This window comes from Pseudomonas sp. D3, assembly GCF_029320995.1.
GTDB lineage: Bacteria > Pseudomonadota > Gammaproteobacteria > Pseudomonadales > Pseudomonadaceae > Aquipseudomonas > Aquipseudomonas paraveronii.
The window spans coordinates 32,963-56,526 of the sequence record NZ_CP119772.1 but is presented as its reverse complement, the minus strand read 5'-3'; the positions used below and the strand labels follow the sequence as shown (position 1 = coordinate 56,526).

General features: G+C 64.0%; 19 protein-coding genes. 11 read left to right on the top strand and 8 right to left on the bottom strand.

What is annotated here, in order from left to right; genetic code table 11:
• Position 1: 1 nt before the first annotated feature.
• The 10 genes from P3S72_RS00260 (at position 2) to P3S72_RS00215 (ending at position 14,236) form a co-directional block, all read left to right on the top strand.
• Positions 2 to 1,291 carry a DotU family type VI secretion system protein gene (locus tag P3S72_RS00260; protein ID WP_276195467.1) on the top strand — a complete coding sequence of 430 codons (1,290 nt, stop codon included), beginning with the start codon at positions 2 to 4 and terminating at the stop codon, positions 1,289 to 1,291.
• Positions 1,288 to 4,788, top strand: coding sequence for a type VI secretion system membrane subunit TssM (gene tssM / locus P3S72_RS00255; protein ID WP_276195466.1), 3,501 nt, complete (start codon positions 1,288 to 1,290; stop codon positions 4,786 to 4,788). Before P3S72_RS00260 ends, tssM begins: the two co-directional genes overlap by 4 nt.
• Entirely contained in the window at positions 4,785 to 5,438 is a 654-nt protein-coding gene (gene tagF, locus P3S72_RS00250) for a type VI secretion system-associated protein TagF (RefSeq protein ID WP_276195465.1), read from the top strand. The genes tssM and tagF overlap by 4 nt, the downstream gene beginning before the upstream one ends.
• A complete protein-coding gene (locus tag P3S72_RS00245; RefSeq protein ID WP_276195464.1) occupies positions 5,439 to 6,158 on the top strand; it encodes a protein phosphatase 2C domain-containing protein in 720 nt (239 codons plus the stop codon). It begins immediately after the preceding gene.
• A complete protein-coding gene (locus P3S72_RS00240; protein ID WP_276195463.1) occupies positions 6,155 to 9,130 on the top strand; it encodes a serine/threonine-protein kinase in 2,976 nt (991 codons plus the stop codon). Before P3S72_RS00245 ends, P3S72_RS00240 begins: the two co-directional genes overlap by 4 nt.
• A complete protein-coding gene (locus P3S72_RS00235) occupies positions 9,130 to 9,834 on the top strand; it encodes an ABC transporter ATP-binding protein (protein WP_276195462.1) in 705 nt (234 codons plus the stop codon). The genes P3S72_RS00240 and P3S72_RS00235 overlap by 1 nt, the downstream gene beginning before the upstream one ends.
• Complete coding sequence (locus P3S72_RS00230; RefSeq protein ID WP_276195461.1) at positions 9,834 to 11,018, top strand: FtsX-like permease family protein; 1,185 nt, start codon at positions 9,834 to 9,836, stop codon at positions 11,016 to 11,018. The genes P3S72_RS00235 and P3S72_RS00230 overlap by 1 nt, the downstream gene beginning before the upstream one ends.
• On the top strand, positions 11,011 to 12,723 hold the full coding sequence (locus P3S72_RS00225) for an SUMF1/EgtB/PvdO family nonheme iron enzyme (protein WP_276195460.1): 1,713 nt from the start codon (positions 11,011 to 11,013) through the stop codon (positions 12,721 to 12,723). The genes P3S72_RS00230 and P3S72_RS00225 overlap by 8 nt, the downstream gene beginning before the upstream one ends.
• A gap of 84 nt (positions 12,724 to 12,807) precedes the next feature.
• Positions 12,808 to 13,737, top strand: a complete 930-nt coding sequence (gene tagQ / locus P3S72_RS00220) for a type VI secretion system-associated lipoprotein TagQ (RefSeq protein WP_276195459.1) — start codon at positions 12,808 to 12,810, stop codon at positions 13,735 to 13,737.
• A gap of 124 nt (positions 13,738 to 13,861) precedes the next feature.
• A complete protein-coding gene (locus P3S72_RS00215; protein WP_094774023.1) occupies positions 13,862 to 14,236 on the top strand; it encodes a helicase in 375 nt (124 codons plus the stop codon).
• Positions 14,237 to 14,344: 108 nt separating this feature from the next.
• On the opposite strand, the gene P3S72_RS00210 is transcribed toward P3S72_RS00215, so the two are convergent.
• The 6 genes from P3S72_RS00210 to exbB all read right to left on the bottom strand — a co-directional run bounded on the left by P3S72_RS00210 (position 14,345) and on the right by exbB (position 21,184).
• Positions 14,345 to 15,745 (bottom strand): aminoacyl-tRNA deacylase and HDOD domain-containing protein, encoded by a 1,401-nt coding sequence (locus P3S72_RS00210; protein ID WP_276195458.1) that lies wholly within the window; start codon positions 15,743 to 15,745, stop codon positions 14,345 to 14,347.
• A 77-nt stretch (positions 15,746 to 15,822) separates the two neighbouring features.
• Complete coding sequence (gene recG, locus P3S72_RS00205; protein WP_276195457.1) at positions 15,823 to 17,898, bottom strand: ATP-dependent DNA helicase RecG; 2,076 nt, start codon at positions 17,896 to 17,898, stop codon at positions 15,823 to 15,825.
• A gap of 8 nt (positions 17,899 to 17,906) precedes the next feature.
• Positions 17,907 to 18,827: a hydrogen peroxide-inducible genes activator gene (locus P3S72_RS00200; RefSeq protein WP_247406180.1), complete on the bottom strand. Its 921-nt coding sequence runs from the start codon at positions 18,825 to 18,827 to the stop codon at positions 17,907 to 17,909.
• A 168-nt stretch (positions 18,828 to 18,995) separates the two neighbouring features.
• Positions 18,996 to 19,745 (bottom strand): energy transducer TonB, encoded by a 750-nt coding sequence (locus P3S72_RS00195; protein WP_276195456.1) that lies wholly within the window; start codon positions 19,743 to 19,745, stop codon positions 18,996 to 18,998.
• Positions 19,742 to 20,167, bottom strand: a complete 426-nt coding sequence (exbD, locus tag P3S72_RS00190; protein WP_247408689.1) for a TonB system transport protein ExbD — start codon at positions 20,165 to 20,167, stop codon at positions 19,742 to 19,744. The genes P3S72_RS00195 and exbD overlap by 4 nt, the downstream gene beginning before the upstream one ends.
• A 6-nt stretch (positions 20,168 to 20,173) precedes the next feature.
• Positions 20,174 to 21,184 carry a tonB-system energizer ExbB gene (exbB, locus tag P3S72_RS00185; RefSeq protein WP_276195455.1) on the bottom strand — a complete coding sequence of 337 codons (1,011 nt, stop codon included), beginning with the start codon at positions 21,182 to 21,184 and terminating at the stop codon, positions 20,174 to 20,176.
• Positions 21,185 to 21,373: 189 nt separating this feature from the next.
• On the opposite strand from exbB, the gene P3S72_RS00180 reads away from it, so the two are divergent.
• Entirely contained in the window at positions 21,374 to 22,225 is an 852-nt protein-coding gene (locus P3S72_RS00180; RefSeq protein WP_276195454.1) for an SDR family oxidoreductase, read from the top strand.
• 155 nt (positions 22,226 to 22,380) lie between these two features.
• Here P3S72_RS00180 and P3S72_RS00175 read toward each other — a convergent pair whose 3' ends face one another.
• Both P3S72_RS00175 and P3S72_RS00170 read right to left on the bottom strand, forming a co-directional pair.
• Positions 22,381 to 23,124, bottom strand: a complete 744-nt coding sequence (locus tag P3S72_RS00175; RefSeq protein WP_276195453.1) for a hypothetical protein — start codon at positions 23,122 to 23,124, stop codon at positions 22,381 to 22,383.
• Positions 23,125 to 23,180: 56 nt separating this feature from the next.
• Positions 23,181 to 23,561, bottom strand: a complete 381-nt coding sequence (locus tag P3S72_RS00170) for a RidA family protein (protein WP_003176922.1) — start codon at positions 23,559 to 23,561, stop codon at positions 23,181 to 23,183.
• Positions 23,562 to 23,564: the final 3 nt, after the last annotated feature.

Genomic DNA, 23,564 nt, shown 5'->3' with positions numbered 1-23,564 from the left:
GATGCACCCCAATGATGATGACCGCACCCAGTTCATGCCGCGCCCGGGTGGCCGGGAGCCTGCTCCTGCGCGTGCCGAACCGGCGCCGCTGTCGATGCCGGCCGCGCCGATCCTTACCGGCCAAAGCCAAGGCCTGAACCCGCTGGAAAGCGCCGCCGGCCCGTTGCTGGCGTTGCTGACACGCCTGCGCAACACCATCGCGCATCCGGCGCCGGCCAGTTTGCGTGCGCAGTTGCTGGCCTACCTGCGCCAGTTCGAAGAGCGCGCCGAAGCTGCTGGCGTGGCCCGCAACGAAGTGCTGCTGGCGCGTTACGCGCTGTGTACCGCCCTGGATGAGGCCGTGTTGAGCACGCCGTGGGGCAGCACCAGCGATTGGGGTAAGCAGAGCCTGCTGATCACGGTCCACAACGAAGCCTGGGGCGGCGAAAAGGTCTTTCAGCTACTCGACCATTGCCTGCAAAGCCCGCGTGAGCGCTTGTACCTGCTGGAGCTGTTGTACCTGTGCCTGTGCCTGGGTTTCGAAGGCCGCTACCGCGTGATGAACGATGGGCGCAGCCAACTGGAAGCCCTGCGTGAACGCACCGCGGCGGCAATTCGCAGCGCACGTGGCGAGCATGAGCGCGAACTGTCGCCGCATTGGCGCGGCGTGAGCGTGGTACGCGATCGCCTGGCGCAGTTCATGCCGCCGTGGATCGCCGTGGCCATCGGCCTGGCGCTGCTGCTGGCGTTGCTGTTCGGCCTGCGCATGAAGCTGGCCTCGGACGCCGAGCCGGTGTTCAAGAATATCCATGCCCTGGGCGAGATCCCGGTGCAGGCCATCGACCGCCCCGTGGCGCAGCCGAAAGTGATCGAGCGCCCGCGTCTGGCCGGTTTTCTGGTGGAAGACATCAAGGCCGGTCGCGTTGCGGTGGAAGACAAGGTCGACCGTTCCGTCGTGACTATCCGCGGTGATGAGCTTTTTGCCTCGGCCAGCTCCAGCATCGTCGATGACTACCAGCCGTTGATGCTGCGCATTGCCGACGCGATCCGCAAGGTCAAGGGCCAGGTGCGCGTCACCGGGCACAGCGACAACCGCCCGATTGCCACGCTGCGCTTCCCGTCCAACTGGGCCTTGTCCGAAGCGCGGGCCAAGTCGGTGCTGGAGATCCTTGCGGCCAAGACCGGCCAGGGCGATCGCTTCAGTGCCGAGGGCCGAAGCGACACCGAGCCGGTGGCCACCAACGCCACCGCCGAAGGCCGTGCCCGCAATCGTCGGGTTGAAATCACCGTACTCGCGGAGGGCGTCGAGTGAAGGCGTTTTTCAGTTTCATGATTCGCTGGGTAATCCCGTTGCTGGGCCTGATCGCCCTGAGCCTGATCATCTGGTTTGTCGGGCCGTTGCTCGACGTACTGATGCCCGAAGGGCGGCGCTGGGCGCTGATCATTCTGGTGTTTGCGGTGTGGCTCGCCTACCGCGTGTTCCGCATCCTCCAGGCCCGCCACCAGGCCGCCGAAGTGATGCGCAGCCTGGCCGCGCAAACGCCGGCCGACCCCAACAGCGTCGCCACCGCCGAAGAACTCACCACCCTGCGCCAGCGCATGGACGAAGCCCTGGCCCTGCTGAAAAAAGCCAAGCTCGGCGGTGATGAGCGGCGCAACCTCTACGAACTGCCGTGGTACGTGATCATCGGCCCGCCGGGTTCGGGCAAGACCACCGCGCTGGTCAATTCCGGGCTGCATTTCCCGCTGGCGGCCCAATTGGGTGCCGGTGCGGTGCGCGGCGTCGGAGGCACGCGCAACTGCGACTGGTGGTTTACCGACCAGGCCGTATTGCTCGACACCGCCGGCCGCTACACCACCCAGGACAGCAACTCCACGGTGGACAAAGCCGCTTGGTTGGGCTTCCTCGACCTATTGAAAAAGCAGCGTTCGCGCCGCCCGATCGATGGTGCCTTTATCGCCATCAGCCTGTCGGATCTGCTGCTGGGCAGCGATGCCGAACGCGCTGCCCACGCGGCAGCGATTCGCCTGCGTATCCAGGAGCTGTACACCCAACTGGGCGTGCGCTTCCCGATCTACCTGATGCTGACCAAGCTCGACCTGGTGCCGGGCTTCATGGAGTTCTTCGACAACCTGAGCAAAGAAGAGCGCGCCCAGGTGTGGGGCATGACCTTTGCCCTGGACGACGGCAAGCACGGCGACAGCCCGCTGGCCCACCTGCAAAGCGAATTTGCCGGCCTCGAACAGCGCCTCAACGAACGCCTGGTCGAACGCCTGCAACAGGAGCGCGACCCGGCACGGCGCGACCTGATCTACGGCTTCCCGCAGCAGTTCGGCGCGTTGAAGGATTGCCTGCAAGGTTTCCTCGAAGGCGTGTTCAAACCCAACGCCTTTGAAGAGCGCGTATTGCTGCGCGGTGTGTACTTCACCAGCGGCACCCAGGAAGGCAGCCCGATCGATCGCTTGATCGGCGCCATGGCCCAGAGCATGAACCTGGACCGCCAGCACCTCGCGCGTCAGAGCGGCAGCGGGCGCAGTTACTTCATCGAGAAACTGTTCAGCGCGGTAGCCTTTGCCGAGCGCGGGCTGGTGGGCGTCAACCCGCAGGTCGAACGGCGGCGCAAATGGATCGCGCGCGGCGTGCTCGCGGCCACCGTGGCGCTGGTGATCGTGGTCAGCAGCCTGTGGTGGGTCAGTTATCGCGCCAACCAGGCGTATATCGCCCAGGTCGACCAGAAGGTCGCCCCCCTGGGCCAGGCCGTACAGAACCTCAGCCCGGCACAGCGCGAAGTGCTCGCCGTGCTGCCGTTGCTCAACGCGGTGAAACACCTCGCCGGTGATTCGCCAAGTTGGTCCGAGGGCCTGGGCCTGTATCAAGGCGATATGCTCGAAGCCGAATCCGCCAGCGTTTATCGCAAGCTGTTGATTGCCGTCTTAGCGCCACGCCTGGTGACGCGCATCGAGGAGCAACTGCACGGCGGCGGTAATTCCGACTTCCTCTACGAAGGGCTCAAGGCTTACCTGATGCTCGCCGACACCGAGCATTACGACCCGGACTTCATCAAAGCCTGGATCGCCCTCGACTGGGATCGCAACCTGCCGCGCGATTTGCCTGCCGATCAGCGCCAGGCGCTGGCCGAACACATGCAGGCGTTGTTTGAACGCCACCCGCCTAGCGCACGCCTCGACCCGCGCTTGATCGACGACCTGCGTCGGCAGTTGCGACAACTGCCGGTGGCCCAGCGCGTGTATGACCGGGTCAAACGCCAGAAACTGCCCGAAGGCATTGCTGACTTCCGCCTCAACGAAGCCGCCGGCCGCGACGCTGCGCTGGTGTTCAGCCGCAAGAGCGGCAAGCCGTTGGGCGAGCCGTTGAGTGGTTTCTTCACCGCCAAAGGCTATCGCCAGGCGTTCCTGCTGAGCAGTCTGAACCAGACCGGCACCCTGGCCGAAGAGCAATGGGTGCTTGGCCAGGAACAGGCCGACCAGCAGAACGTGGTCAGCCTGGCTGCCGACGTGCGTCGCCTGTACTTCCAGGACTATCAGCGTCAGTGGGATGCGTTGCTGGCCGACATCGACTTTGTGCCGATCACCAGCGTGGCCCAGGCAGCGGACGTGCTGCGGGTGATTTCCGGGCCGACCTCGCCGCTGAAAAAGCTGCTGGTTGCGGTGGCCAACGAAACCGACTTGCAGGCGCAAGAGCGTCAGTTAGCGGCCAAGGGCGTGCCGGTTGAAGGCGGGGTGGACAAGCTCAAGGAGCGCCTGGGCAACCTGCTCGGCCAGGAGCAGCCCAGCGCAAATGCGCCGGTTGCGGCGGACGACCCGGTGACCGCGCACTTTGCCGAGCTCAACAGCATCGTCAGCAAGAACGAAGGCGAGCCGGCGGCCATCGACGGCCTGCTGGCCGACATGAACGCGCTGTACGTGCAAGTCAGCGCCATGGTCGGCGCCAGCGGCGATGCCTTGCTCGGCGAGGCGAAGAACCAGGCGGCGGCTGCAGCCACGCGGGTCAGCCTGAACGCCGAGCGCCAGCCGCCGTTGGTGCAGGGCATGGTCAAGTCGGTGGTCAACTCGACCACCAACAGCATGATGGGCGGCGTGCGTAACCAACTGAACGCGGCCTGGGTCAGCGAAGTGGTGAACGTGTATCGCCAGTCCCTGGCCGGGCGTTATCCGATGTCGCCGGGCAGCGCCCGTGACGCCACGCTGGATGATTTCGGCCAGTTCTTCGGCGTGGGCGGGGTGATGGATAACTACTTCCGCAAATACCTGCAGCCCTACGTGGATACGTCCGCACAGACCTGGCGCTGGCAGCCGGGCGCCGCTCAGAAACTCGGGATTGCGCCGGGCGTGCTGCAAACCTTCCAGCGTGCCGCGACGATCCGTGACGCGTTCTTTCGCGCAGGCGGCACTCAGCCGATCGTGCGTTTTGAGCTCAAGCCGGTGGCGATGGACGCCAGCATCACCCAGTTCCTGCTTGACCTGGACGGCCAGCAATTGAGCTACGACCACGGCCCGAGCCGCCCGGTGGCGATGCAGTGGCCGAACCCCGGCAGCATTGGCGTGGTGCGTATTTCGATCATGCCGCCGTCGGCCAGCGGCCGTTCCGGCGTGACCCTGGACGGCCCGTGGGCCTGGTTCCGCCTGCTCGAACAATCGGACCTCACGCCCGGCAATGCGCCGGATCGCTTCAGCCTGCGCCTGCGGGTCGACGGTGCGAGCATCGCCTACGAATTGCGCGCCAACAGCGCCTTCAACCCGTTCAAAAGCCGCGTGCTCAGTGGCTTCAGCCTGCCGGAGCGGTTATGACGACGCTGGGCTTCTACGGCAAGTTGGCCAGTCGCGGGGATTTTGTCAGCCGCGCCTTGCCGCAGAGTTTTATCGGCCCGTGGGACAGCTGGCTGGCGGCGGGTTTGCTCGCCAGCCAACACAGCCTGGGTGCCGACTGGCTCAACGTGTACCTGGTCAGCCCGCTGTGGCGCTTTGTTCTCGCGCCCGGCGTGTGCGGGCCGAACGCGGCGGCGGGTGTGGTGATGCCGAGCATCGACCGGGTCGGGCGGTATTTCCCGCTGGCCGTGGTCGCCTTGCTCGATCACGACACCAACCCGGCGTCCCTGGTAGGTGGCCCGGACCGCTGGTTTGAAGAGGCCGAAGAGCTGTTGCTCAGTACCCTGGACGCCGGCGCCACCTTCGACCGTTTCAACGACGGCGTCGACAGTCTGGGCTTGCCGGCGACTGAACTGCGCGCGGTGGACAGCCGTTTCGCCGGGCTACAGCGGGTCGCCGCCACCGTGCCCCATGCACGCATGACCGCGCTCGCCGAACAGGCCTGCGACGGCGCCAGCCTGTGGTGGGGCCGTGGTTCGCAGACGATTTCCCCGGGTTTATTGCGGTGTCAGGGCTTGCCTGCCACCCGCGATTTTGCGCAGTTTTTGCTCGGACAAGAAGGTGTGATGTAGATGGGGTCGACGTACAAATCCGCGAGCAAAAGCCATGTGGGCATGGTTCGCCAGGTCAATGAAGACGCGTGCCTGGACCTGCCCGAGAGTCGCCTGTGGGTGGTAGCCGACGGCATGGGTGGGCATGCCGCCGGGGATTACGTCAGCAGCCTGATCGTCGACAGCCTGCGCAGTGTGCCGCTGGGACGTTCCCTCGAGGAATACTCGGCGGCCTTGCGCAATGACCTGATTCGCGTCAACGCGGCCGTGCGTGAAGAAACCGCCAACCGTGGCGTGACCATGATGGGCAGCACCGTGGTGGTGTTCGCCGCACGCGGCTTGCGCGGCGTGTGCCTGTGGGCCGGCGACAGTCGCCTGTATCGCCTGCGCGACGGCGTGCTCGACGGCGTCTCCCGCGACCACAGCTACGTGCAGGACCTGCAAGACAGCGGCCTGCTCAGCGAGGCCGATGCCCGCGTGCATCCGCGCGCCAACATCGTCACCCGCGCCATCGGCGTGGAAGCCCAACTGGAACTGGCGGTGGTCGACCTGCTGATTGCCCCCGGCGACAGCTACCTGCTGTGCAGCGATGGCCTGAACAAGACCGTCGAAGATCATGAGATCCGTGAAGTGCTCAACCATGACGCACCGGATGAAATCGTGCGCAGCCTGGTCCACCTGGGGCTTAACCGAGGCGCACCGGACAACATCACCGCCATCGTCGTGAAGGTATCGGCATGAACATCGTGATCCCGGGCTACGACATCGAAGGCGAGATCGGCGAAGGCGCCATGGCCAGCGTGTACCTGGCGACCCAGCGCTCGCTGGAGCGCAAGGTCGCGCTAAAGGTGATGGCTGCAGCGCTGGCGGCGGACCCGAGTTTCTGCGAGCGCTTCCTGCGCGAGGGCAAGACCCTGGCGCGGCTGTCGCACCCGCACACGGTGACCATCCATGACATCGGCAATGTCGGTGAGCTGTATTACATGGCCATGGAATACCTGCCCAACGGCACGCTCAAGGAGCGCATCGCCGCCGGCCTCACACCGGAGCAGGGCCTCACGCTGATCCGCCAGATCGCCTCGGCCTTGGGTTACGCCCATGCACGGGGGCTGGTCCACCGTGACGTCAAGCCGGCGAACATTCTGTTCCGCGCCGATGGTACCGCCGTGCTGTCGGACTTCGGCATCGCCAAATCCCTGGACGACCGCACCCAGTTCACCCAGGCCGGTTTCGCCGTGGGCACGCCGAGCTACATGAGCCCGGAACAGGCGCGTGGCCAGGAAATCGATGGCCGTGCGGACCTGTATGCGCTAGGCGTGGTGCTTTACGAGATCCTCGTCGGCAAGCTGCCTTATAACGGCACTGATGCGCTCTCCACGGCGCTGGCCCACCTGACCGAGCCGCTGCCGGAGCTGCCGCTGCATCACGGGCGTTATCAGGAGGTGCTGCGCAAGCTGTTGGCCAAGGACCCGAATGAGCGTTTCCCGGATGCGGCGGCGTTGCTGCTGGCGCTGGATCAACTGCCGACAGAGTCGCCGGACGCCACGCTGGTGCGGCCGTTGCCGATTCCGCTGAGTTTTGACCTGGCGGGCATGACGCCCGTCACCATCGACATTCCCACCGATAAACCCCAGCCACAACCCGTGCGCCAGCCGGTGGTGACACCGCCACCACACACTTCCGTGTCCGAGCAGCGCCGTGGGCCGGTGTTGGCGTTGGCCGCCGTGGCGGTGGCGGTTGCGTTGGCCATTGGTGGCGCCAGTTACTGGTGGTTGAGCGGTAGCGATACGCCTGCCAAGCCGCCGGCTGCTGTAGTGCCCAAGGTCGCGCCGCCTGTAGTGGTCGCCGACGTGGACGGTGGTCAACGACCCTTGCTGATGGTGGGCAAGAAAACCCTGTTCCAGCGCGTGCTCAGCAAGCCCGGCGCGAAACTCTCCAGCGCTGCCGGCAGCGCACCGGGCAAAGCCCTGCCGGCGTTTTCGGTGCTCTACGTGTATCAGCGCAAGGACGTCGACGGCAGCCCGTGGGTGCGCGTCGGCGCCGCCACCGATGGGCGCAGCGGCGGTTGGTTGCCGGCCGCCCAGGTCAGCGACTGGAAGCAAAGCCTGGTGCTCAAGTTCACCGAACGCTCCGGCCGGGCGCCGGTGATGTTCCTGCGTCAATCCGGCGAAGTGGAAAAGCTGCTGGCCGATCCCGCCGCCGCCAAAGGCGTGCTGGCCAAGGCGCAGAACAACCGCGACGACAACGGCCAGGTCCTGGCCCTGGAACCGGCCGCCAGCGCCGTGCCGCAGAACCAGTTCTACCTGTTGCCGATCTTCGATTCCAAAGAGAGCTTCGACGAAAACGGCCAGCCGGTGCAGTTGCTCAACGTCGCGTCCATCGACCCCGGCAATAGCGCAGTCGCCAAGCCCGCGACCCCGGTAATCAACGCCAGCGCTGATGCCTTCCGCACCGCCGTGGTGTTGGTGGTCGACACCACCGTGTCGATGCAGCCGTATATCGACCAGATCCGCGATGTGGTCCACGAACTGCAAACCCGCATCGCCGAGCGTGGCGAGCTGGACAGCGTCAGTTTCGGCCTGGTGGGTTTTCGCAACAGCATCAAGAAAACCCCGGGCCTGGAATACGTGGCCAAGACCCTGATCACCCTCGACCAGGGCCGCGACCCGCAGCGCTTTCTCGACCTGGCGCGTGACGTCAAGGCGTCCACCGTGTCCAGTCATTCCTTCAACGAGGACGCGTTTGCCGGAGTGATGCAGGCAGTGGAAGGCATGGACTGGTCCGGCTATGGCGGTCGTATCATCCTGCTGGTCACCGACGCCGGCGCGCTGCGCAAGAACGACCCGTTCGCCGCCACCCAGATGAACGAAGCCGAAGTGCGCCAGGCGGCGCTGGGCAAGCAGATCAAGATCTACGCCCTGCACCTGCGCACCGATGCCGGCAAGAAAACCCATGGCGGCGCCGAAAGCCAGTACCGCATCCTCACCGCCGACGCCAACCCGCAGATCGGCGACCTGTACACGAAGGTGCCGGGTGGCGATGTGCGCAAGTTGGGCGAGCGCGTCGACGAGATCGGCACGGTGTTCGCCAACCTGGTGCATCAGGTGCGCAGTAATACGCCGCAGCCGGTGCCGTTGTTGAGTGCCGCGCCGAGCCTGGCGGATAAATCCGCCGCCATCGGCTACGCCATGCACATGGACTTCCTCGGGCGCAAAACTGCAAGCCAGGCGCCGCAGTTGGTCAGCGCCTGGACCGCCGACCGCGACCTGACCAACCCGGCGCTGCCGGCGTTCCAGGTGTGCGTGATGTTGACCAAATTGCAGCTCAACGACTTGCAGCAGTCGCTGAAACTGATCGTCGACGCCGCCCGCAAAACCCAGACCTCGCCCAAAGACTTTTTCCAGGAAATCGCCAGCGCCTCGGCCTATATGAGCCGCGACCCGCAGGCCCTGCGCAAGGGCGGCAACCTGGCCGATGGCGGCATTCTCGGCGAATACCTGGAAGGCCTGCCGTACCGCAGCAAGTCGCTGAACATGACCCAGGATCTATGGCTGTCGTTGAGCGTGGCCGAGCAGGAAGACTTTATCGACGAGCTGGATTCGAAGATCCGTCTCTATGAAACCTTCCATAATGACGTGGCCAACTGGGTCCGTTTCGGCGATGCCGAGCCGGGCGATGCGTTGTACCGCGTGCCCTTGTCGACGCTGCCGTAATGCTGAACCTGAACGCGGTCCACAAGAGCCGGGGCGTCGGTAGCCAGCGCTATAGCCTGGTGATTCCGGCGCTGCACCTGCGTGCGGGTGAGCAAGTGGCGATTGTCGGGCCGAGCGGGTGTGGCAAAAGCACCTTGCTCGACCTGCTGGCGTTGGTGCTCGCGCCGGATCAGGTGGACAGGTTTGAATTCAATCAGACCGACATCGGCGACTTGTGGCGCGCCAATCGGCAGACCGCCTTGGCCGACCTGCGCAGCCGGCACCTCGGTTATGTGCTGCAAACCGGCGGGTTGCTGGGCTTTCTCGATGTGCGCAGCAATATCGCCTTGTCCCGGCAATTGCTGGGGTTGAAGGACGATGGCAGCGTGGCGCGCCTGGCTGAGCAATTGGAGATCAGCGATCAGTTGGCCAAGAAGCCGGCGGCGCTGTCGGTCGGCCAACGCCAGCGCGTGAGCTGCGCCCGCGCCCTGGCCCATGCGCCGCAATTGGTCTTGGCCGATGAGCCGACCGCGTCCCTCGACCCGCTTAACGCCGAACGGGTGATGCAGGCGCTGTTGGCCCGCGCGCGCGAACACCGCGCCGCTTGCGTGATCGCCACCCATGACGAACCCCTGGCCCGCGCCAGCGGCTTGCAGGTGCGCCGCATCGCTTGCCGTCGCGACAGCGACGGCGGCGTCACCGCCACCCTCGGGGAGGTGTGCTGATGCGCCTCGGCCTGGTGGCTTCCCTGGCTTGGCAGGACTACCGCAACGATGCGTGGCTGTCGGCCTGCTCGGTGCTGGCGCTGGTCGCCGTTATCGCGCCGTTGCTGGTGCTATTTGGCCTGAAATTCGGACTGGTCAGCAGTTTGACCGAGCGCCTGGAGACCGACCCCGCCACCCGCGAAATTATTCCGTTGGGCGGTGGTCGATTCAGCCGCGCTTTTGTCGAGCAGTTGGGCCAGCGCGGCGACGTGGCGTTCGCCATCCCGCGCACGCGGCAGATCGCGGCGACCGCGCAGGTGGGCACATTGACCCTGGAAATGCTGCCGACTGCGCCGGGCGATCCGCTGCTCAACGGTTTGCCGATGCCCCAGGGGCTGGAGCAGATCGTGCTGAGCCACACCGCCGCCGAGAAGCTCGCGGCGCGGCCGGGGGATTGGCTGGAAACCAGTTTTGCTCGTCAAGTTGCGGGGCGCGTCGAAGCCCGGCGTACACGCTTGCAGGTGCTCGCGGTACTGCCGCTGGAGGCCTTCGCCCGCGACGGTCTGTTTGCCCAATTGAGCCTGCTGGAAGCGGTGGAAGACTACCGCGATGGCCGCGCCGTAGCCGCGCTGGGCTGGGACGGCGACGCGGCCAGCGTGGGCGAGCAGCGGGTGTATCCGGCGTTTCGCCTGTATGCGCGCAACCTCACCGATGTGGAGCCGCTGCGGGTGTATTTCGCCGGACAGAATCTGTGGGTGTCGACTCAGGCATCGAGCATCGCCCAGGTGCAGTCGTTGAGCCGCAACCTTTCAATCGTGTTTTGGATCATCGCCGGGTTGGCCTTGGCCGGGGCGTTCGCGGCGATCTTCGCCGGGGCGTTGGCCGCCGTGGCGCGCAAGCGCAGGGAGTTGTCGGTGTTGCGCCTGTTGGGCTTTTCCACCGGCGCGCTGTTGCGCTTTGTGGTGCTGCAGGCGCTCTACAGCGCTGGCTTGGCTGCCGTGTTCAGTGCGGGTCTGTATGGCCTGGCCGAGGCAGGGTTGAATCAATTATTCGTGCAGGTGCCGGGCGAACACGCCAGCCACCTGTTGGTGCGTCATTACGGCCTGGCCCTGGTTGCGGTGCTCGGCGTCAGCGCCGTGGCGGCGGCCTGTGGCGGCTGGCGCGTGGCGCGTATCCAGGCTTCTGAAGGAATCCGAGATGTATAAGTTACTGGGCGCCGCCTTGGCGCTGAGCCTGGCCTCACTGGCCTGGGCCGATGAAGCCAGCGATAAGCTCGACAACCCCAAACCGTTGCCGGGCGACGTCAGCCTGCCGTTACCGTGCGAAGGCAACCTGGTGTTCCGCTACGCCTACGTGCTGGCGCAAGGCACGTTGGACGACCGCGAGATCAGCCTCGGCTACCCCTTTGCCGAAGGCGAGGCGGGCTATCAACAGTCGTTTATTTCCGGCTATCGCCGCGACTTCATCAACGGCCAGTTCAGCCTCAAGGACTTGCCCAAAGACTGGAATAAAGTCATCGCGCCCCTGATGCCGAAGACCGACGCCAAGACCCCGCTCAAGCCGATGCTGTACTTCATCGGCAAGTACGAAGTGACCGCGCGTCAATACGCCCAGGTGATGTCCCAGGCGCAATCGTTGGCCAGTGGCGAACCGGCGCCCGCGTGCGATGCGCCCAGCGGCATGGCCGGGCGTTTGCCCAAGGTCAAGCTGTCGCGCTTTGAAGCCGAACGCTTCTCGGCGGTGTACAGCGCCTGGCTGATGAAATATCACCGCGAGTTGCTGCCGGTCAGCGGGCGCGGCGCTTCTGCCGACGACGGCGGCCTCGGTTTTGTGCGCTTGCCCACCGAAGTGGAATGGGAATTCGCCGCGCGCGGGGGGCAGGCCGTGAGTCGCCAGGACTTGGAAGGGCGCCTGTTCCCCCGGCGTATCGAGGGCAGTGAAAGCGATGGGCCGCTGGCGGATTGGGCGGTGTTCAACCAGGTCGCCGGCGGCACCGGCCAGGCCGCACGGCTGATGCCCATCGGCACCAAACTGCCCAACCCGATCGGTATGTTCGATGTGATCGGCAACGCGGCGGAAATGGTCCAGGAATCCTTCCAACTGGTACATGCCGGACGTCGCCAGGGCGCCTACGGCGGCTTTGTGGTCAAAGGCGGCAATTACCTGGAAGGCGAGGGCACGCTGTTCACTGGCATGCGCCGTGAGTACCCGTTGTTCGCCGCCGACGGCACCGAGCAAAGCAACGAGACCACCGGTTTTCGCGTGGCGATTGGTGCGCTCTCGGCGCCGCGTTCGCGCTACAAGGAGCTGTTCGCGCAGTGGCAGAAAGAGGGCCGCTTGGCCTCGCTGACCGATGCCATCGATGACGCCCAGGACCCGACCAAGCGCCTGGACAGCATCATCGCCGCGAGCGTCGACCCACGGCTGCAAGCCGAGCTGGGGCTGGTCAACGAAGAGCTCAAGCGCAACGTCTCGCTGATCGCCCAGCAACGCGAAGAAGCGGCGGGCAACTTGATTCAGTCGGCGGCGTTGGTGGCCGAGACCATCAACAACTACAACATCCGCCTGATCAACCTGCAAAAGAGTCGCCAGCAGGCCGTGGATGCTAAGGACGAGGCCAGTGCGCAACTGTTTGCCACGGCCATCGCCAACGGGCGCAGCGCGCTCGACGGTGCGGTGGCGATCTATATCGACAACCTGGCCACCGGCACGCGCTACACCGATGCGGTGATCCAGGCACAGTTTCAACGGATCAAGGAAGAGTTGGATCGCAAGCCAGTGCTCGGCAAAAGCCTGGTGACGCGCGCGACACTGTTCGTTCGCCATGTCGGCGACTACCGCAAGCAACAGCGGGCCGACCCGGCAACGATTTTGAAGGAATTGCTCGCAGCCAGCGGTCAGCGGTCTTGATCGCTGGCTTGCGGGCGAGCTTGGAAGGGACTCAGGCGGCGGTGGGCCGTGCTGGGCAAGTCAAACTTAAAAGAGAACACACCTATGCTTTTTTCCCGTAAGGCGGTTTCCAAGCGTCACCTGCTGCTGATCGCGGCCGGTTTCAGCACCGTGTTGACTGGTTGCGCCACGTCGCCGGCCTCCAAGGTCGCGTCGAGCACCAAGGTCGAGTACTACCCGAACTGCTATGAGCCGGTGCAGCACCTGCGCACGACCGATTCGGACATGACCAAGTCGGTCGTTACCGGCGCGGCCATCGGCGCTGCCGGCGGTGCATTGCTCGGCGCCCTGACCGGCGACTCCGAGAAGCGTGGCCGTAACGCAGCGATCGGTGCTGCGGGCGGCGCCCTGGTCGGCGGCGCGGCGGGTTACTACACCGAGCGTCAGAAGCAGGTCGCCGACGACAACCAGCGTATTGCATCCTACGCGGCTGACGTGAACAAAAGCGCCTCCGACATCGATCGCAGCACCGCCTACGCCAAGGCGTCGCAGCAGTGCTACCAGAGCGCGTTCACCAAACTGGTGGCCGACCGTAAAGCCAAGACCGTCAACGATACCGAAGGCCGCAAGCGCCTGGCGGAAATCGTTTCCGGCCTGAAGGAATCCAATGACTTGATCGTCGCGGTCAATGGCAAAGCCAGCGAAGACCTGAACAACTACACCCAGGCTTACGAGAAAGACCTGCAACAGGTTGGCGTGCAGCGCAACGACGTAGTCACCGTGGCGACAGCGGATGCCACTCCGGCGGTCGTACCGGCCAAGAAAGGCAAATCGACCAGCAAAGTCGTGACCAAGCGTCCGCCGCTGCCTGTGGTGCCGAAAGAAGCGGTCGCCACCGAAAAAACCTTCCAGACTGCCCAGACCAAGCAAGCTGAAAGCAAGCAGGTCGCCAGCGCCGGTAAAGCGCAGATCGAAGGCACTTGCCGCGATCCAAACCTGGCCGACTGGGCACCGGTACCTTGCCCGAACGTATAAGCAAGTTGTTGCTATAAGCGTTAAACGCCAACCGATCTCCCGCTAAAGCGCGAGATCGGTGGCGTTCTTTTGGCAAATTGCTACACTGCTGCGGCCACTCAATAATTACACCGAGGCCGTGTGCATGAAATTTCGTTTTCTCCTCTGGGTACTGGGCCTGATGATGGGCAAAGCCAGTCGCACCAACCCTGCGTTCCAGCAGCAGTTGGGTGACAAAGACCTGGCGTTCCAGTTGCAGACCCTCGACGGCAAGGTTGCCCGTCATTTCATCGTCAAAGACCAGCGCATCACCAGCCGTTCGGGTGTTCACCCCGCGCCGGCCTTCGCCATTGCCTTTAAAGATGCCGCCTACGGCTTCGCCACGATGCAGGCGAAGAACAAGCAACTGGCGTTCATGACGGGGATTCAGGACAAGTCGATTCAGATCAAGGGCAACCCGGCGCTGGTGATCTGGTTCCAGGGGTTGACCAAGTATTTGAAGCCGAAGAAAAAGAAGTAGACCGAGGTGGATTCATCGGGGGCAAGCCCCCTCCCACACTTGACCGTGTTCGCAGATCAAAATGTGGGAGGGGGCTTGCCCCCGATAGGGATCTAACAAGCTACCGATTCAGCCCTGGCTGAACTGCGAGGCCAATTCGCGCAACAGCACCTCGGCATCCAGCACCTTGGCCACGACTTCTTCAGCCTTGTCACGGCTCAAGCCCAAACGTTCAAGCAACTCGTCAGGGATGGTTTCATCCGGCCCGGACCCGATGCCTCGGCTGCGCAGCAGGCGCACGGCCAAGCACACCAGATTCGGGTACTCGGCGTATTGGCCGTCGTAGAACGGATCGTGCTGGAAGCGCAGGGCGGTGGACAGTTCGTCCGGCATGTCCCAGTAGCGCATCAACCAGGCGCCGATCTGCTCGCGGCTGATCCCCAACAAGTGTTGCTCCACAAAGCTGTGGCACAGGTGCGGGTTGACCTCCAGGTGTCGGCAGATCAGCGAGAAGTGCGGCGGGAATACGTGGGCCAGCAGCAGATAACCAAAGTTGTGCAGCAGGCCGGCCAGGTAGGTCAGGCCGGCTTCCGGGCGTTGCGCGCGCGGCATCGCGCGGGTCAGGCCTTCGATGACGGCGGCGGTGTAGATCGACTGGTGCCAGTACGGCGTGGCGTGGTGCGGATGGTCCTTGGGCAGACTCAGGGTTTTGCCCAGGGCCAGGCCCAGCGCCAGGTTGATCACCAGATCGAAGCCCAGCACACGCACGATCGCGTCTTCCACCGAGCGGATTTTGCCCGGCGAGGCGTAATAGGGCGAGGCGGCCCAACTGACCACTTGGGCGGCCAGCGACGGGTCGGTTTCGACCACGCTGGTGATGTCTTCGATGGTGGCGTTGGGGTCGACGCGCAGTTTGATGATCTTCTGCGCGGTGTCGGCCAGCGGCGGAATCTCGATGGTCGCTTCCAGGCGCTGTTGGATGCGCCGGGCGGTGAACGCCTGCATGGCCTGGGTGATTTCCTCGCGGTCATCATTGGGCCGGTCGAGGTTGGGGCGGATGTTGCTCAGCGGCTCGCCGAATTGCGCGGCGCTGGCCTTGGTCAGCATGGTTTTGAAGTCGGCGCTGGCAATCTCCAGCAGCAAACCGGCTTCGCCCGAGTGAACCAGCAGGCTCGGCTCATTCAGCAGGCTGCCTTCATACAGGCAAGGTGAACTGGTCAGCGCCGGCAGGCCGGGCAGCAGGCTCAGGTCATGCTTGCCCAGCATGCGTTCGATACGCTCCGGTGACACCGACGTCAGGCGACGACCGGTGAGTTCGGTGAGTCGGTTGAGGTCGAGCAACTGGCTCTGAGGGAACAGCACCATGAGGGCACCCACCGCATCCTCCAGCAGCACCGCCTGGACCTTTCGCGCAGGGTTCAGGCCCGGATGTTCGGCGACTTCCGTGTAGCTGATGGCGAGCTTCGCGAGCAGCGCTCGAATAACCGGCGGTGCGGTCAGCGGGGCGGTGGCGTGGGCAACTTCTGACATGGCCTGATCCAATTTCGTACAGTCTTTGGAGTATAACCAGCTTGATACATATGTTGGTCGGATAAGTGAAACAGGCGTCACACTTGGCCGTATTGCTGCCCATGCCGCAGCCATCGGTCCAGTAGCGGGCTGACGTGATGCGGCCAGCGTTCGAGCAAGGCTTGGGCCGCATCGCGCACCGCCGGCAGCAGGTCGGCGTCGCGCATCAGGTCGGCGACCTTGAATTGCAACAGGCCGGTTTGGCGGGTGCCGAGCATTTCGCCGGGGCCGCGCAGTTCGAGGTCTTTTTCGGCGATGACAAAGCCGTCATTTGTTTCACGCATGATACTTAGGCGTTGACGACCGACCTGTGACAGCGGCGGGTGATACAGCAGCACACAGTGGCTGGCCGCGCTGCCCCGGCCGACGCGGCCGCGCAACTGGTGCAGTTGTGCCAGGCCCAGGCGCTCGGGGTTTTCGATGATCATCAGGCTGGCGTTGGGCACGTCCACCCCGACCTCGATCACCGTGGTGGCCACCAGCAATTGCAGGTTGCCGGCCTTGAAATCAGCCATCACCGCAGCTTTTTCCGCTGGCTTCATGCGCCCGTGGATCAGCCCGACCTTGAGTTCGCCCAAGGCGCTGGTGAGGTCTGCGTAAGTGGTCTCGGCGGCCTGGCAGGTCAGCTCTTCGGACTCTTCAATCAGTGTGCATACCCAATACGCCTGGCGGCCTTCGGCACAGGCGCCGCGTACCCGCTCGATCACTTCCACGCGCCGCGTGTCGGTGACCAGCACGGTATTGACCGGGGTGCGGCCGGGCGGCAGTTCGTCGAGGATCGAGGTGTCGAGGTCGGCGTAGGCGCTCATGGCCAGGGTGCGCGGGATCGGTGTGGCGGTCATGATCAATTGGTGCGGGCTCATGCGTCCGCCCACGCCTTTCTGGCGCAGGGCCAGGCGCTGTTGCACGCCGAAGCGGTGCTGTTCGTCGATGATCACCAGCGCGAGGTTCTTGAACTGCACTTCGTCCTGGAACAGCGCGTGGGTGCCCACCACCATCGGGGCGCCGGCGGCGATCTGTTCCAGCGCCGTTGCGCGGTGCTTGCCTTTGAGTTTGCCCGCTAACCACGCGACTTCCAGGCCCAGCGGTTCGAGCCAGCGCTTGAAGGTGATGAAGTGCTGCTCGGCGAGAATCTCGGTAGGTGCCATCAGCGCCACCTGGTAACCGGCTTCCAGCGCCTGCAAGGCGGCGAGGGCGGCGACCACGGTCTTACCCGCGCCGACGTCGCCCTGGATCAGGCGCAGCATCGGTTCCGGCTGGCTGAGATCGTAGGCGATTTCATTGCCCACGCGTTGCTGGGCACCGGTCGGCGCAAAGCCGAGGTTCGCCAGGTACTGTGCGGGCAGGCGCGTGGCCTTGGGCATCGCCGGTGCGCGCAAGGAGCGCATGCTCTCGCGCAGGCGTTGCTGGGACAGTTGGTGGGTCAGCAGTTCTTCGAAGGCCAGGCGATGCTGGGCCCAGTGATGACCGAGGGCCAGTTCGTCGACATCGGCGTCGGCCGGCGGGTGATGCAGGTAGCGGATCGCATCGTCCAGCGGCGCCAGTTGATAGTCGCGGGCCAGCTCCACGGGCAGCCAGTCGGGCAGGCTTGTCGGGCCGAGCATGCTCAGGGTCTGCTGGCACAGTTGGCGCAGGCGCTGTTGGGTGAGGCCTTCGGTCAGCGGGTAGATCGGCGTCAGGGTGGTGTCGACCGGCGGCGGCTCGTCGCCGGTAATGGCGCGGTATTCCGGGTGGTAGATTTCCAGGCCGGAGGCGCCGGGGCGTGCTTCGCCGTAGCAACGCACGCGGGTGCCGCGCTTGAGGCCTTCCTTCTGCGCGTTGCTGAAATGATAGAAGCGCAGGCTCAGGCCACCGGTGCCGTCCTGCAAGCGCACGACTAAACTGCGGCGCTTGCCCATCACCACGTCGGCGCCGCTGACGGTGCCTTCGATTACCGCGTCTTGCCCCGGACGTAAATGGCCGATGGGCACCACGCGTGTGCGGTCCTGGTAGCGCAGGGGCAGGTGGAACAGCACATCCTGAAGGTTCTCGAGGCCGACCTTGGCCAACTTCTCGGCCATGGCTTCGCCGACACCCTTGAGCGCCGTCACCGACACCTGCGACAGCTCAGTCATACAGCGGCTTAGCTCGCAGCAGGCGGCTTGGCCACCGAACACAGGCGGATCGAGTCGGCAAGGATCTCAATGGCTTTGGGTCGTGGGAAGCTGGCGCGCCAGGCGATCGCCACGGTACGGAACGGCACCGGTGGCGTGAGTGGGCGTACTGCGATCACGCCTGGGGCGTAGTGATGGCTGTCCACCGCCGACAGCGGCAGGATCGAGATGCCCAGGCCGGAGGCGACCATGTGGCGAATGGTTTCCAGGGAGCTGGATTCCACGGTGGTGTGTTTGGCGCCGTCGTGGCCCTTGGTCAGGGTCGGGCAGGCTTCCAGCACCTGGTCGCGGAAGCAGTGGCCTTCACCGAGCAGCAGCAGGCTCTTGTCGTTGAGCAGGCCGGCGTCGATGGTGTCTTTCTGCGTCCACGGGTGCGAGGCCGGCATCAGTACGTAGAACGGCTCGTCGTAGAGCGGCAGGGTCAGCACGTCGGCCTCGTTGAACGGCAGCGCAATGATGATTGCGTCCAGCTCGCCGTTGCGCAGTTTGTCGCGCAGCACGTGGGTGAAGTTCTCTTCGATATACAGCGGCATCTGCGGCGCGACGCGGTGCAGTTGCGGAATCAGGTGCGGGAACAGGTACGGGCCGACGGTGTAGATGGCGCCGACTTTCAGTGGCGCGGTCAGCTGGTTTTTGCCGGCCTGGGCCAGTTCACGAATGCTTTGGGCCTGCTCCAGAACCTTTTGGGCCTGGGCTACGATGCCTTCACCGACCGGCGTCAGGCGCACGGCGCTTTTGCTGCGCTCGAAAATCAGCACACCGAGTTCGTCTTCAAGTTTTTTCACACCCACCGACAGCGTCGGCTGGCTGACGTGGCAACGCTCGGCCGCGTGGCCGAAGTGTTGTTCTTGGGCGAGGGTCACGATGTAGCGTAATTCTGTAAGAGTCATAGCGGGCGTCCATGAGGTTGCGAGCCAAGCATACCGGCTGCAATCGATAGACGCACGTTATCAGAACTTTGACTGGGATTGAGCGGGGAATGTGCGAGATTTTGCTGAAACGATAAGACCCAATGTGGGAGGGAGCAAGCCCCCTCTCACACAGCCCTGCGCGTGCCTTTAGCGGCGACGCTTCTCGATGTTGTAAACGAACGGCGCGACGATCTCAATGCTGCCGCTTTTTACCATGTCGGCCGGTGGCTTGGGCAATGGCTGGGCGCTGCGGATCATGTCCAGGGTGGCGCGGTCCAGGTTGGCGTTGCCGGAGCGGCCCACCAACTCGTAGGACAGCACATTGCCTTGTGCATCGACCACGAAGCGCAAGCGATTCATGCCTTCCTTGCCACTGTTCAGAGCGCTTTGCGGGTACTTTTTGTACTTCTGCAGGTGCGCCAGCAGGGCGCCTTCCCAGGAGGCTTTGGCGGCGACCTGTTGCGGCGACGGGCCCGGCGCGGGCTGGGCCGATTTTTCCGCCGGCGTGTTGGTCGGCGGCGTGTCGCTCGGTGGCGCTTCGGAAGGTTTCTCCTTGGGCGGTTCGGGCTTCTTCTCCACCGGCTTGGGCGGCTGTGGTTTGGGCTTGGGTTTGACCGGCTTGGGCACCTGGATCGTCGGCTTGGGCGCCTCGGTCAGTTTCGGCAGCGGCAGCTCTTCCACCGGGGCCGGCGGCTGCGGCGGCGTGACGACCTTGGGCGGTGCCGGTGGCGGCGGTGCGGGCATCGGCGCCAGGTCAATGACCATGGCCGCCGGTGGCAGTTGGACCGTGCGCGGCGCTGACCAGTGGAGCGCGATGGCGATCGCGATGGCATGCACGCCCAGCACGACGGCCAGGCTGGTGCCATAACGCGTCAGTTTGTGGCGCGTCGTGATCATTTCTTGGCTGCCGTCTCAAGTCCGACCAGGCCGACCTTGAGGTAGCCGGCTGCCCGCAGGGCATCCATCACGCTCATCAGGTCGCCGTAGTCCACGCCCTTATCGGCCTGGAAGAAGATCGTCGTGTCTTTCTTGCCGTGGGTCTTGGCGTCGAGCACCGGCCCCAGGGTTTCGGTTTTGACTTCTTCTTCGCCCAGGAACAGGCGCTGGTCCGCCTTGACGCTGAGGAAAATCGGTTTCTCCGGGCGCGGCGCAGGCTTGGCGCTGGACGCGGGCAGGTCGACCTTGATATCCACGGTGGCTAACGGTGCCGCCACCATGAAGATGATCAGCAGCACCAGCATCACGTCGATAAATGGCGTGACGTTGATTTCGTGGTTCTCGACGAGTTCGTCGTCGCCTTGATTCAAATGCAGGCCCATGGCCGATTACCCCACTTTCACCATGTGCGGTTGCGAGCTGCGCTCGGTAGGCAGGTGATCGAGGTCGCGGCTGACCAGCAGCAAGACTTCTGCCGACGCGTCCGATACCTGGGCCTTGTAGCCGGCAATCGAACGGGCGAAGACGTTGTAGATCACCACCGCAGGAATCGCGGCAACCAGGCCCAGGGCGGTCGCCAGCAGGGCTTCGGCGATGCCGGGAGCGACAACGGCGAGGTTGGTGGTCTGGGTTTTGGCGATGCCGATGAAGCTGTTCATGATGCCCCACACGGTGCCGAACAGGCCGACGAACGGCGCGGTGGAGCCGATGGTCGCCAGCACGCCGGTGCCGCTGCTCATGTTACGACCGCAGGCTGCCACCAGGCGCTCCAGACGGAACGCCACGCGCTCCTTGATGCCTTCTTTTTCGCGGGTGTTGGCCGACAGGCGCATTTCTTCCAGCGCGTCGTGTACCAGCGTATTGGCCAGGGTGCCCTTCTTGGTCGCGCTCTCGCTCGCTTCCTTGAGGGTGGTGGCCTTTTTCAGGTGGACGATTTCGCCGCGCAGGCGGCGCTTGGCGCCCAACAACTCGAAGCCTTTGGCGATCCAGATGGTCCAGGTGATGATCGAGGCGATGGCCAGGCCGATCATCACGGCTTTCACCACCACGTCAGCGTTTTGGTACATGCCCCACGGCGACAGGTCGTGGGCCATGCCGAGGGTGTTGTTCTGTTCGGCTTGCGCCTCTTCGGCCAGCGCATTGAGGCCCTCAACAGCGGTCTTGAGTTCTGGCGGCAGCTTGGAGATGTCGACAGTGCCGTCAGCGTTTCTTGGCACCGGTGTTTGCGCGACGTTCGCGGGGGGTGCTTGTTCGGCGGGAGCAGCAGCCGGTGCGGTGGCATCAGCGAATGCGGCGGTCGGTGCCAGCAGTACGCTGAACAGCAACGCAGCAATCGCGCGCCAGGCGCGAGACGGACTGTGAAGCCTGGTTGGCGAAGCGGGGTTTGTATGACGTGTCATGCTGGCCGGACCTGAGAGAAAAAAATGAGTGATCGTCCTTCCAGACCCTGTGAGGTCGAGGACAAATGGGTGGTTATTATTGCAAGTAATTCTTGTTAACAGAAGCAATGCAGTAATTTTATTTGCCCTTTTTCTGGCCGCTGGTCTCTTGTGACGGCTAATCTAGACCTTTCAGTACGGAGTTTTGTGATGTCTGCGCCTTCTGTTGTGATTGCCGGTTGTGGCGATGTGGGGAGTCGGCTGGCCAGCCAATTACTCGCCTCGGAATGGGAGGTTCATGGCCTGCGGCGCGATATTTCGCGCCTGCCCGACGGCGTGATCGGCATTGCCGGTGACCTGTTCAATAAGGACTGCCCTGACACCTGGCCGATCGGCGGGGTGGATTACCTGGTGTATTGCGCGGCGGCGACGGATCACGACGAAGCCGGTTATCGCGCCGCGTATGTGCAAGGGTTGCAGCACGTGTTGGAGTGGTTGACGGATTACGGCCAGGAGCCCAAGCATCTGCTATTTGTGTCCAGCAGCAGTGTGTATGGGCAGCAGCAGGGCGAATGGGTCGACGAAACGTCTGAGACCCTGGCAAAAGGCTATTCCGGGCAGGTGATGCTGGAGGCCGAGCAAGTGGCGCTGAACAGTGGCATTCCGGCGAGCATCGTGCGGTTGACGGGGATCTATGGGCCGGGCCGTGAGTGGCTGCTGACTCAGGTGCGCCAGGGTTATCGCGTGGCGATCGATCCGCCCTTATATGGCAACCGGATTCACGCCGATGATGCGGCGGGCCTGCTGGCGTTTTTGTTGCGGCATGTGGAGCAGGGCGGTTCGTTGGATCAGATCTATATCGGTGTGGATGACGCACCGGCGCCGCTGGCCGAGGTGGTGGCCTGGTTGCGCGATTACCTGGGTGTGACGCAGTGGTCCGAGGACGCCAGTGTGCGTCGTGCCGGTAGCAAGCAATGCAGCAACGCCCGGGCGAAGGCGTTGGGCTGGGTGCCGACGTATCCGAGTTATCGTGAAGGGTATGCGGCTATCTTGAAGGGCTGAAACGCGATCAGAAAATGTGGGAGGGGCGGTGCGACGATTCGACTTGCCCCGATAGCAGGGGTTCAGTCAATGCATCTGTGACTGTCACCGCCGCCATCGGGGGCAAGTCGAATCGTCGCACCGCCCCTCCCACATTCATATCTGTGTGATGGCGGTTATTGTTTTTCAAGCATCCATTGGCGAGGGCCTGGCGTGAACTGTGGCACTTCATCAGCATGCGCGGTGTTGATCGCCTGGAAGATTTCCAGTTGCTTGCCCTTGCGTACAAAGATCCACGGATTGCCCACGCCGTGCTGTTGCAGCCACATGCTGTCGTAGCCGCCGCTCATGGAGGCGCAATCACCCGCCAGGCACAACGAATATCGATCGGCGCCCGGCAGGCCGGCGACTTGGCCGTCGGCTTGGAACTGCACGATGGCGCCTTCGCCATTGCCGCTGGCTATTTTCCAGTCGCCGCCCATATAAGCTGCGTACAGCGCGCGCTCGAAGTTGGCGCCCAGTGGCGCGCCTTCCGGTGCGGGTTCCTTGGCGCGGGCGAACAGCTGTTCGGGCTCGTTGTCGTTGGCCACTTGCAGCAGTTGCCTGCCTTTGCGCTTGAGTTCAGTGGCGGCGCTGCCGTAGAAGTCGACGCTCCAGGCGCCAGGCTTCTCACTGAGCAACTTGCCTTCCGCTACTTCAAAACCGTTGTAGTAGCGGGCCTGCATAGCCTTGGTGTTGACGTCCCATTCGAGGTTCGGACCAAAGCTCTGCAGTGCTTCACGCAAAGGGCCGCCCTTGGCTGCCGCGTCGATGGCAACCTGGTTGATCCAGGTGCCGCTCACATCCAGGTCGGCGGGGTTGCTGGCACAGCCGCCGAGCAACAGGGCGAGCAACGAAGAGGCTACTAGCGCTTTGCGCATCATGAAATCCTTTTAAAACGAAGTCGGCGCAGCCTGTGGAGGCTACGCCGGGTGTTTTACTCGATGACCAGAATCGCGTCCATCTCAACCTGTGCGCCCTTTGGCAGGGCAGCAACGCCGATGGCGGCGCGGGCTGGGTAAGGCTGTTCGAAGTACTTGCCCATGATCTCGTTGACCTTGGCGAAGTGGCTAAGGTCAGTGAGGAAGATGTTCAGCTTGACGATGTCCTTGAACGAACCACCGGCAGCTTCGGCGACCGACTTGAGGTTTTCGAAGACCTGTACGGTTTGTGCTTCGAAGCCTTCAACCAGTTCCATGGTCTTTGGGTCCAGCGGGATCTGGCCGGACATGTAGACGGTGTTGCCCGCCTTGATCGCCTGGGAGTAGGTGCCGATGGCGGCTGGGGCTTTGTCGCTGGTGATAACAGTCTTGGTCATGAA

Excerpts from the sequence above, each read along its gene's own strand:
- P3S72_RS00260 (WP_276195467.1), top strand. The coding sequence starts at position 2 with ATGCACCCCAATGATGATGACCGCACCCAGTTCATGCCGCGCCCGGGT.
- tagF (WP_276195465.1), top strand. The coding sequence starts at position 4,785 with ATGACGACGCTGGGCTTCTACGGCAAGTTGGCCAGTCGCGGGGATTTT.
- P3S72_RS00245 (WP_276195464.1), top strand. The coding sequence starts at position 5,439 with ATGGGGTCGACGTACAAATCCGCGAGCAAAAGCCATGTGGGCATGGTT.
- P3S72_RS00240 (WP_276195463.1), top strand. The coding sequence starts at position 6,155 with ATGAACATCGTGATCCCGGGCTACGACATCGAAGGCGAGATCGGCGAA.
- P3S72_RS00235 (WP_276195462.1), top strand. The coding sequence starts at position 9,130 with ATGCTGAACCTGAACGCGGTCCACAAGAGCCGGGGCGTCGGTAGCCAG.
- P3S72_RS00230 (WP_276195461.1), top strand. The coding sequence starts at position 9,834 with ATGCGCCTCGGCCTGGTGGCTTCCCTGGCTTGGCAGGACTACCGCAAC.
- P3S72_RS00225 (WP_276195460.1), top strand. The coding sequence starts at position 11,011 with ATGTATAAGTTACTGGGCGCCGCCTTGGCGCTGAGCCTGGCCTCACTG.
- tagQ (WP_276195459.1), top strand. The coding sequence starts at position 12,808 with ATGCTTTTTTCCCGTAAGGCGGTTTCCAAGCGTCACCTGCTGCTGATC.
- P3S72_RS00215 (WP_094774023.1), top strand. The coding sequence starts at position 13,862 with ATGAAATTTCGTTTTCTCCTCTGGGTACTGGGCCTGATGATGGGCAAA.
- P3S72_RS00210 (WP_276195458.1), bottom strand. The coding sequence starts at position 15,745 with ATGTCAGAAGTTGCCCACGCCACCGCCCCGCTGACCGCACCGCCGGTT.
- recG (WP_276195457.1), bottom strand. The coding sequence starts at position 17,898 with ATGACTGAGCTGTCGCAGGTGTCGGTGACGGCGCTCAAGGGTGTCGGC.
- P3S72_RS00200 (WP_247406180.1), bottom strand. The coding sequence starts at position 18,827 with ATGACTCTTACAGAATTACGCTACATCGTGACCCTCGCCCAAGAACAA.
- P3S72_RS00195 (WP_276195456.1), bottom strand. The coding sequence starts at position 19,745 with ATGATCACGACGCGCCACAAACTGACGCGTTATGGCACCAGCCTGGCC.
- exbD (WP_247408689.1), bottom strand. The coding sequence starts at position 20,167 with ATGGGCCTGCATTTGAATCAAGGCGACGACGAACTCGTCGAGAACCAC.
- exbB (WP_276195455.1), bottom strand. The coding sequence starts at position 21,184 with ATGACACGTCATACAAACCCCGCTTCGCCAACCAGGCTTCACAGTCCG.
- P3S72_RS00180 (WP_276195454.1), top strand. The coding sequence starts at position 21,374 with ATGTCTGCGCCTTCTGTTGTGATTGCCGGTTGTGGCGATGTGGGGAGT.
- P3S72_RS00175 (WP_276195453.1), bottom strand. The coding sequence starts at position 23,124 with ATGCGCAAAGCGCTAGTAGCCTCTTCGTTGCTCGCCCTGTTGCTCGGC.
- P3S72_RS00170 (WP_003176922.1), bottom strand. The coding sequence starts at position 23,561 with ATGACCAAGACTGTTATCACCAGCGACAAAGCCCCAGCCGCCATCGGC.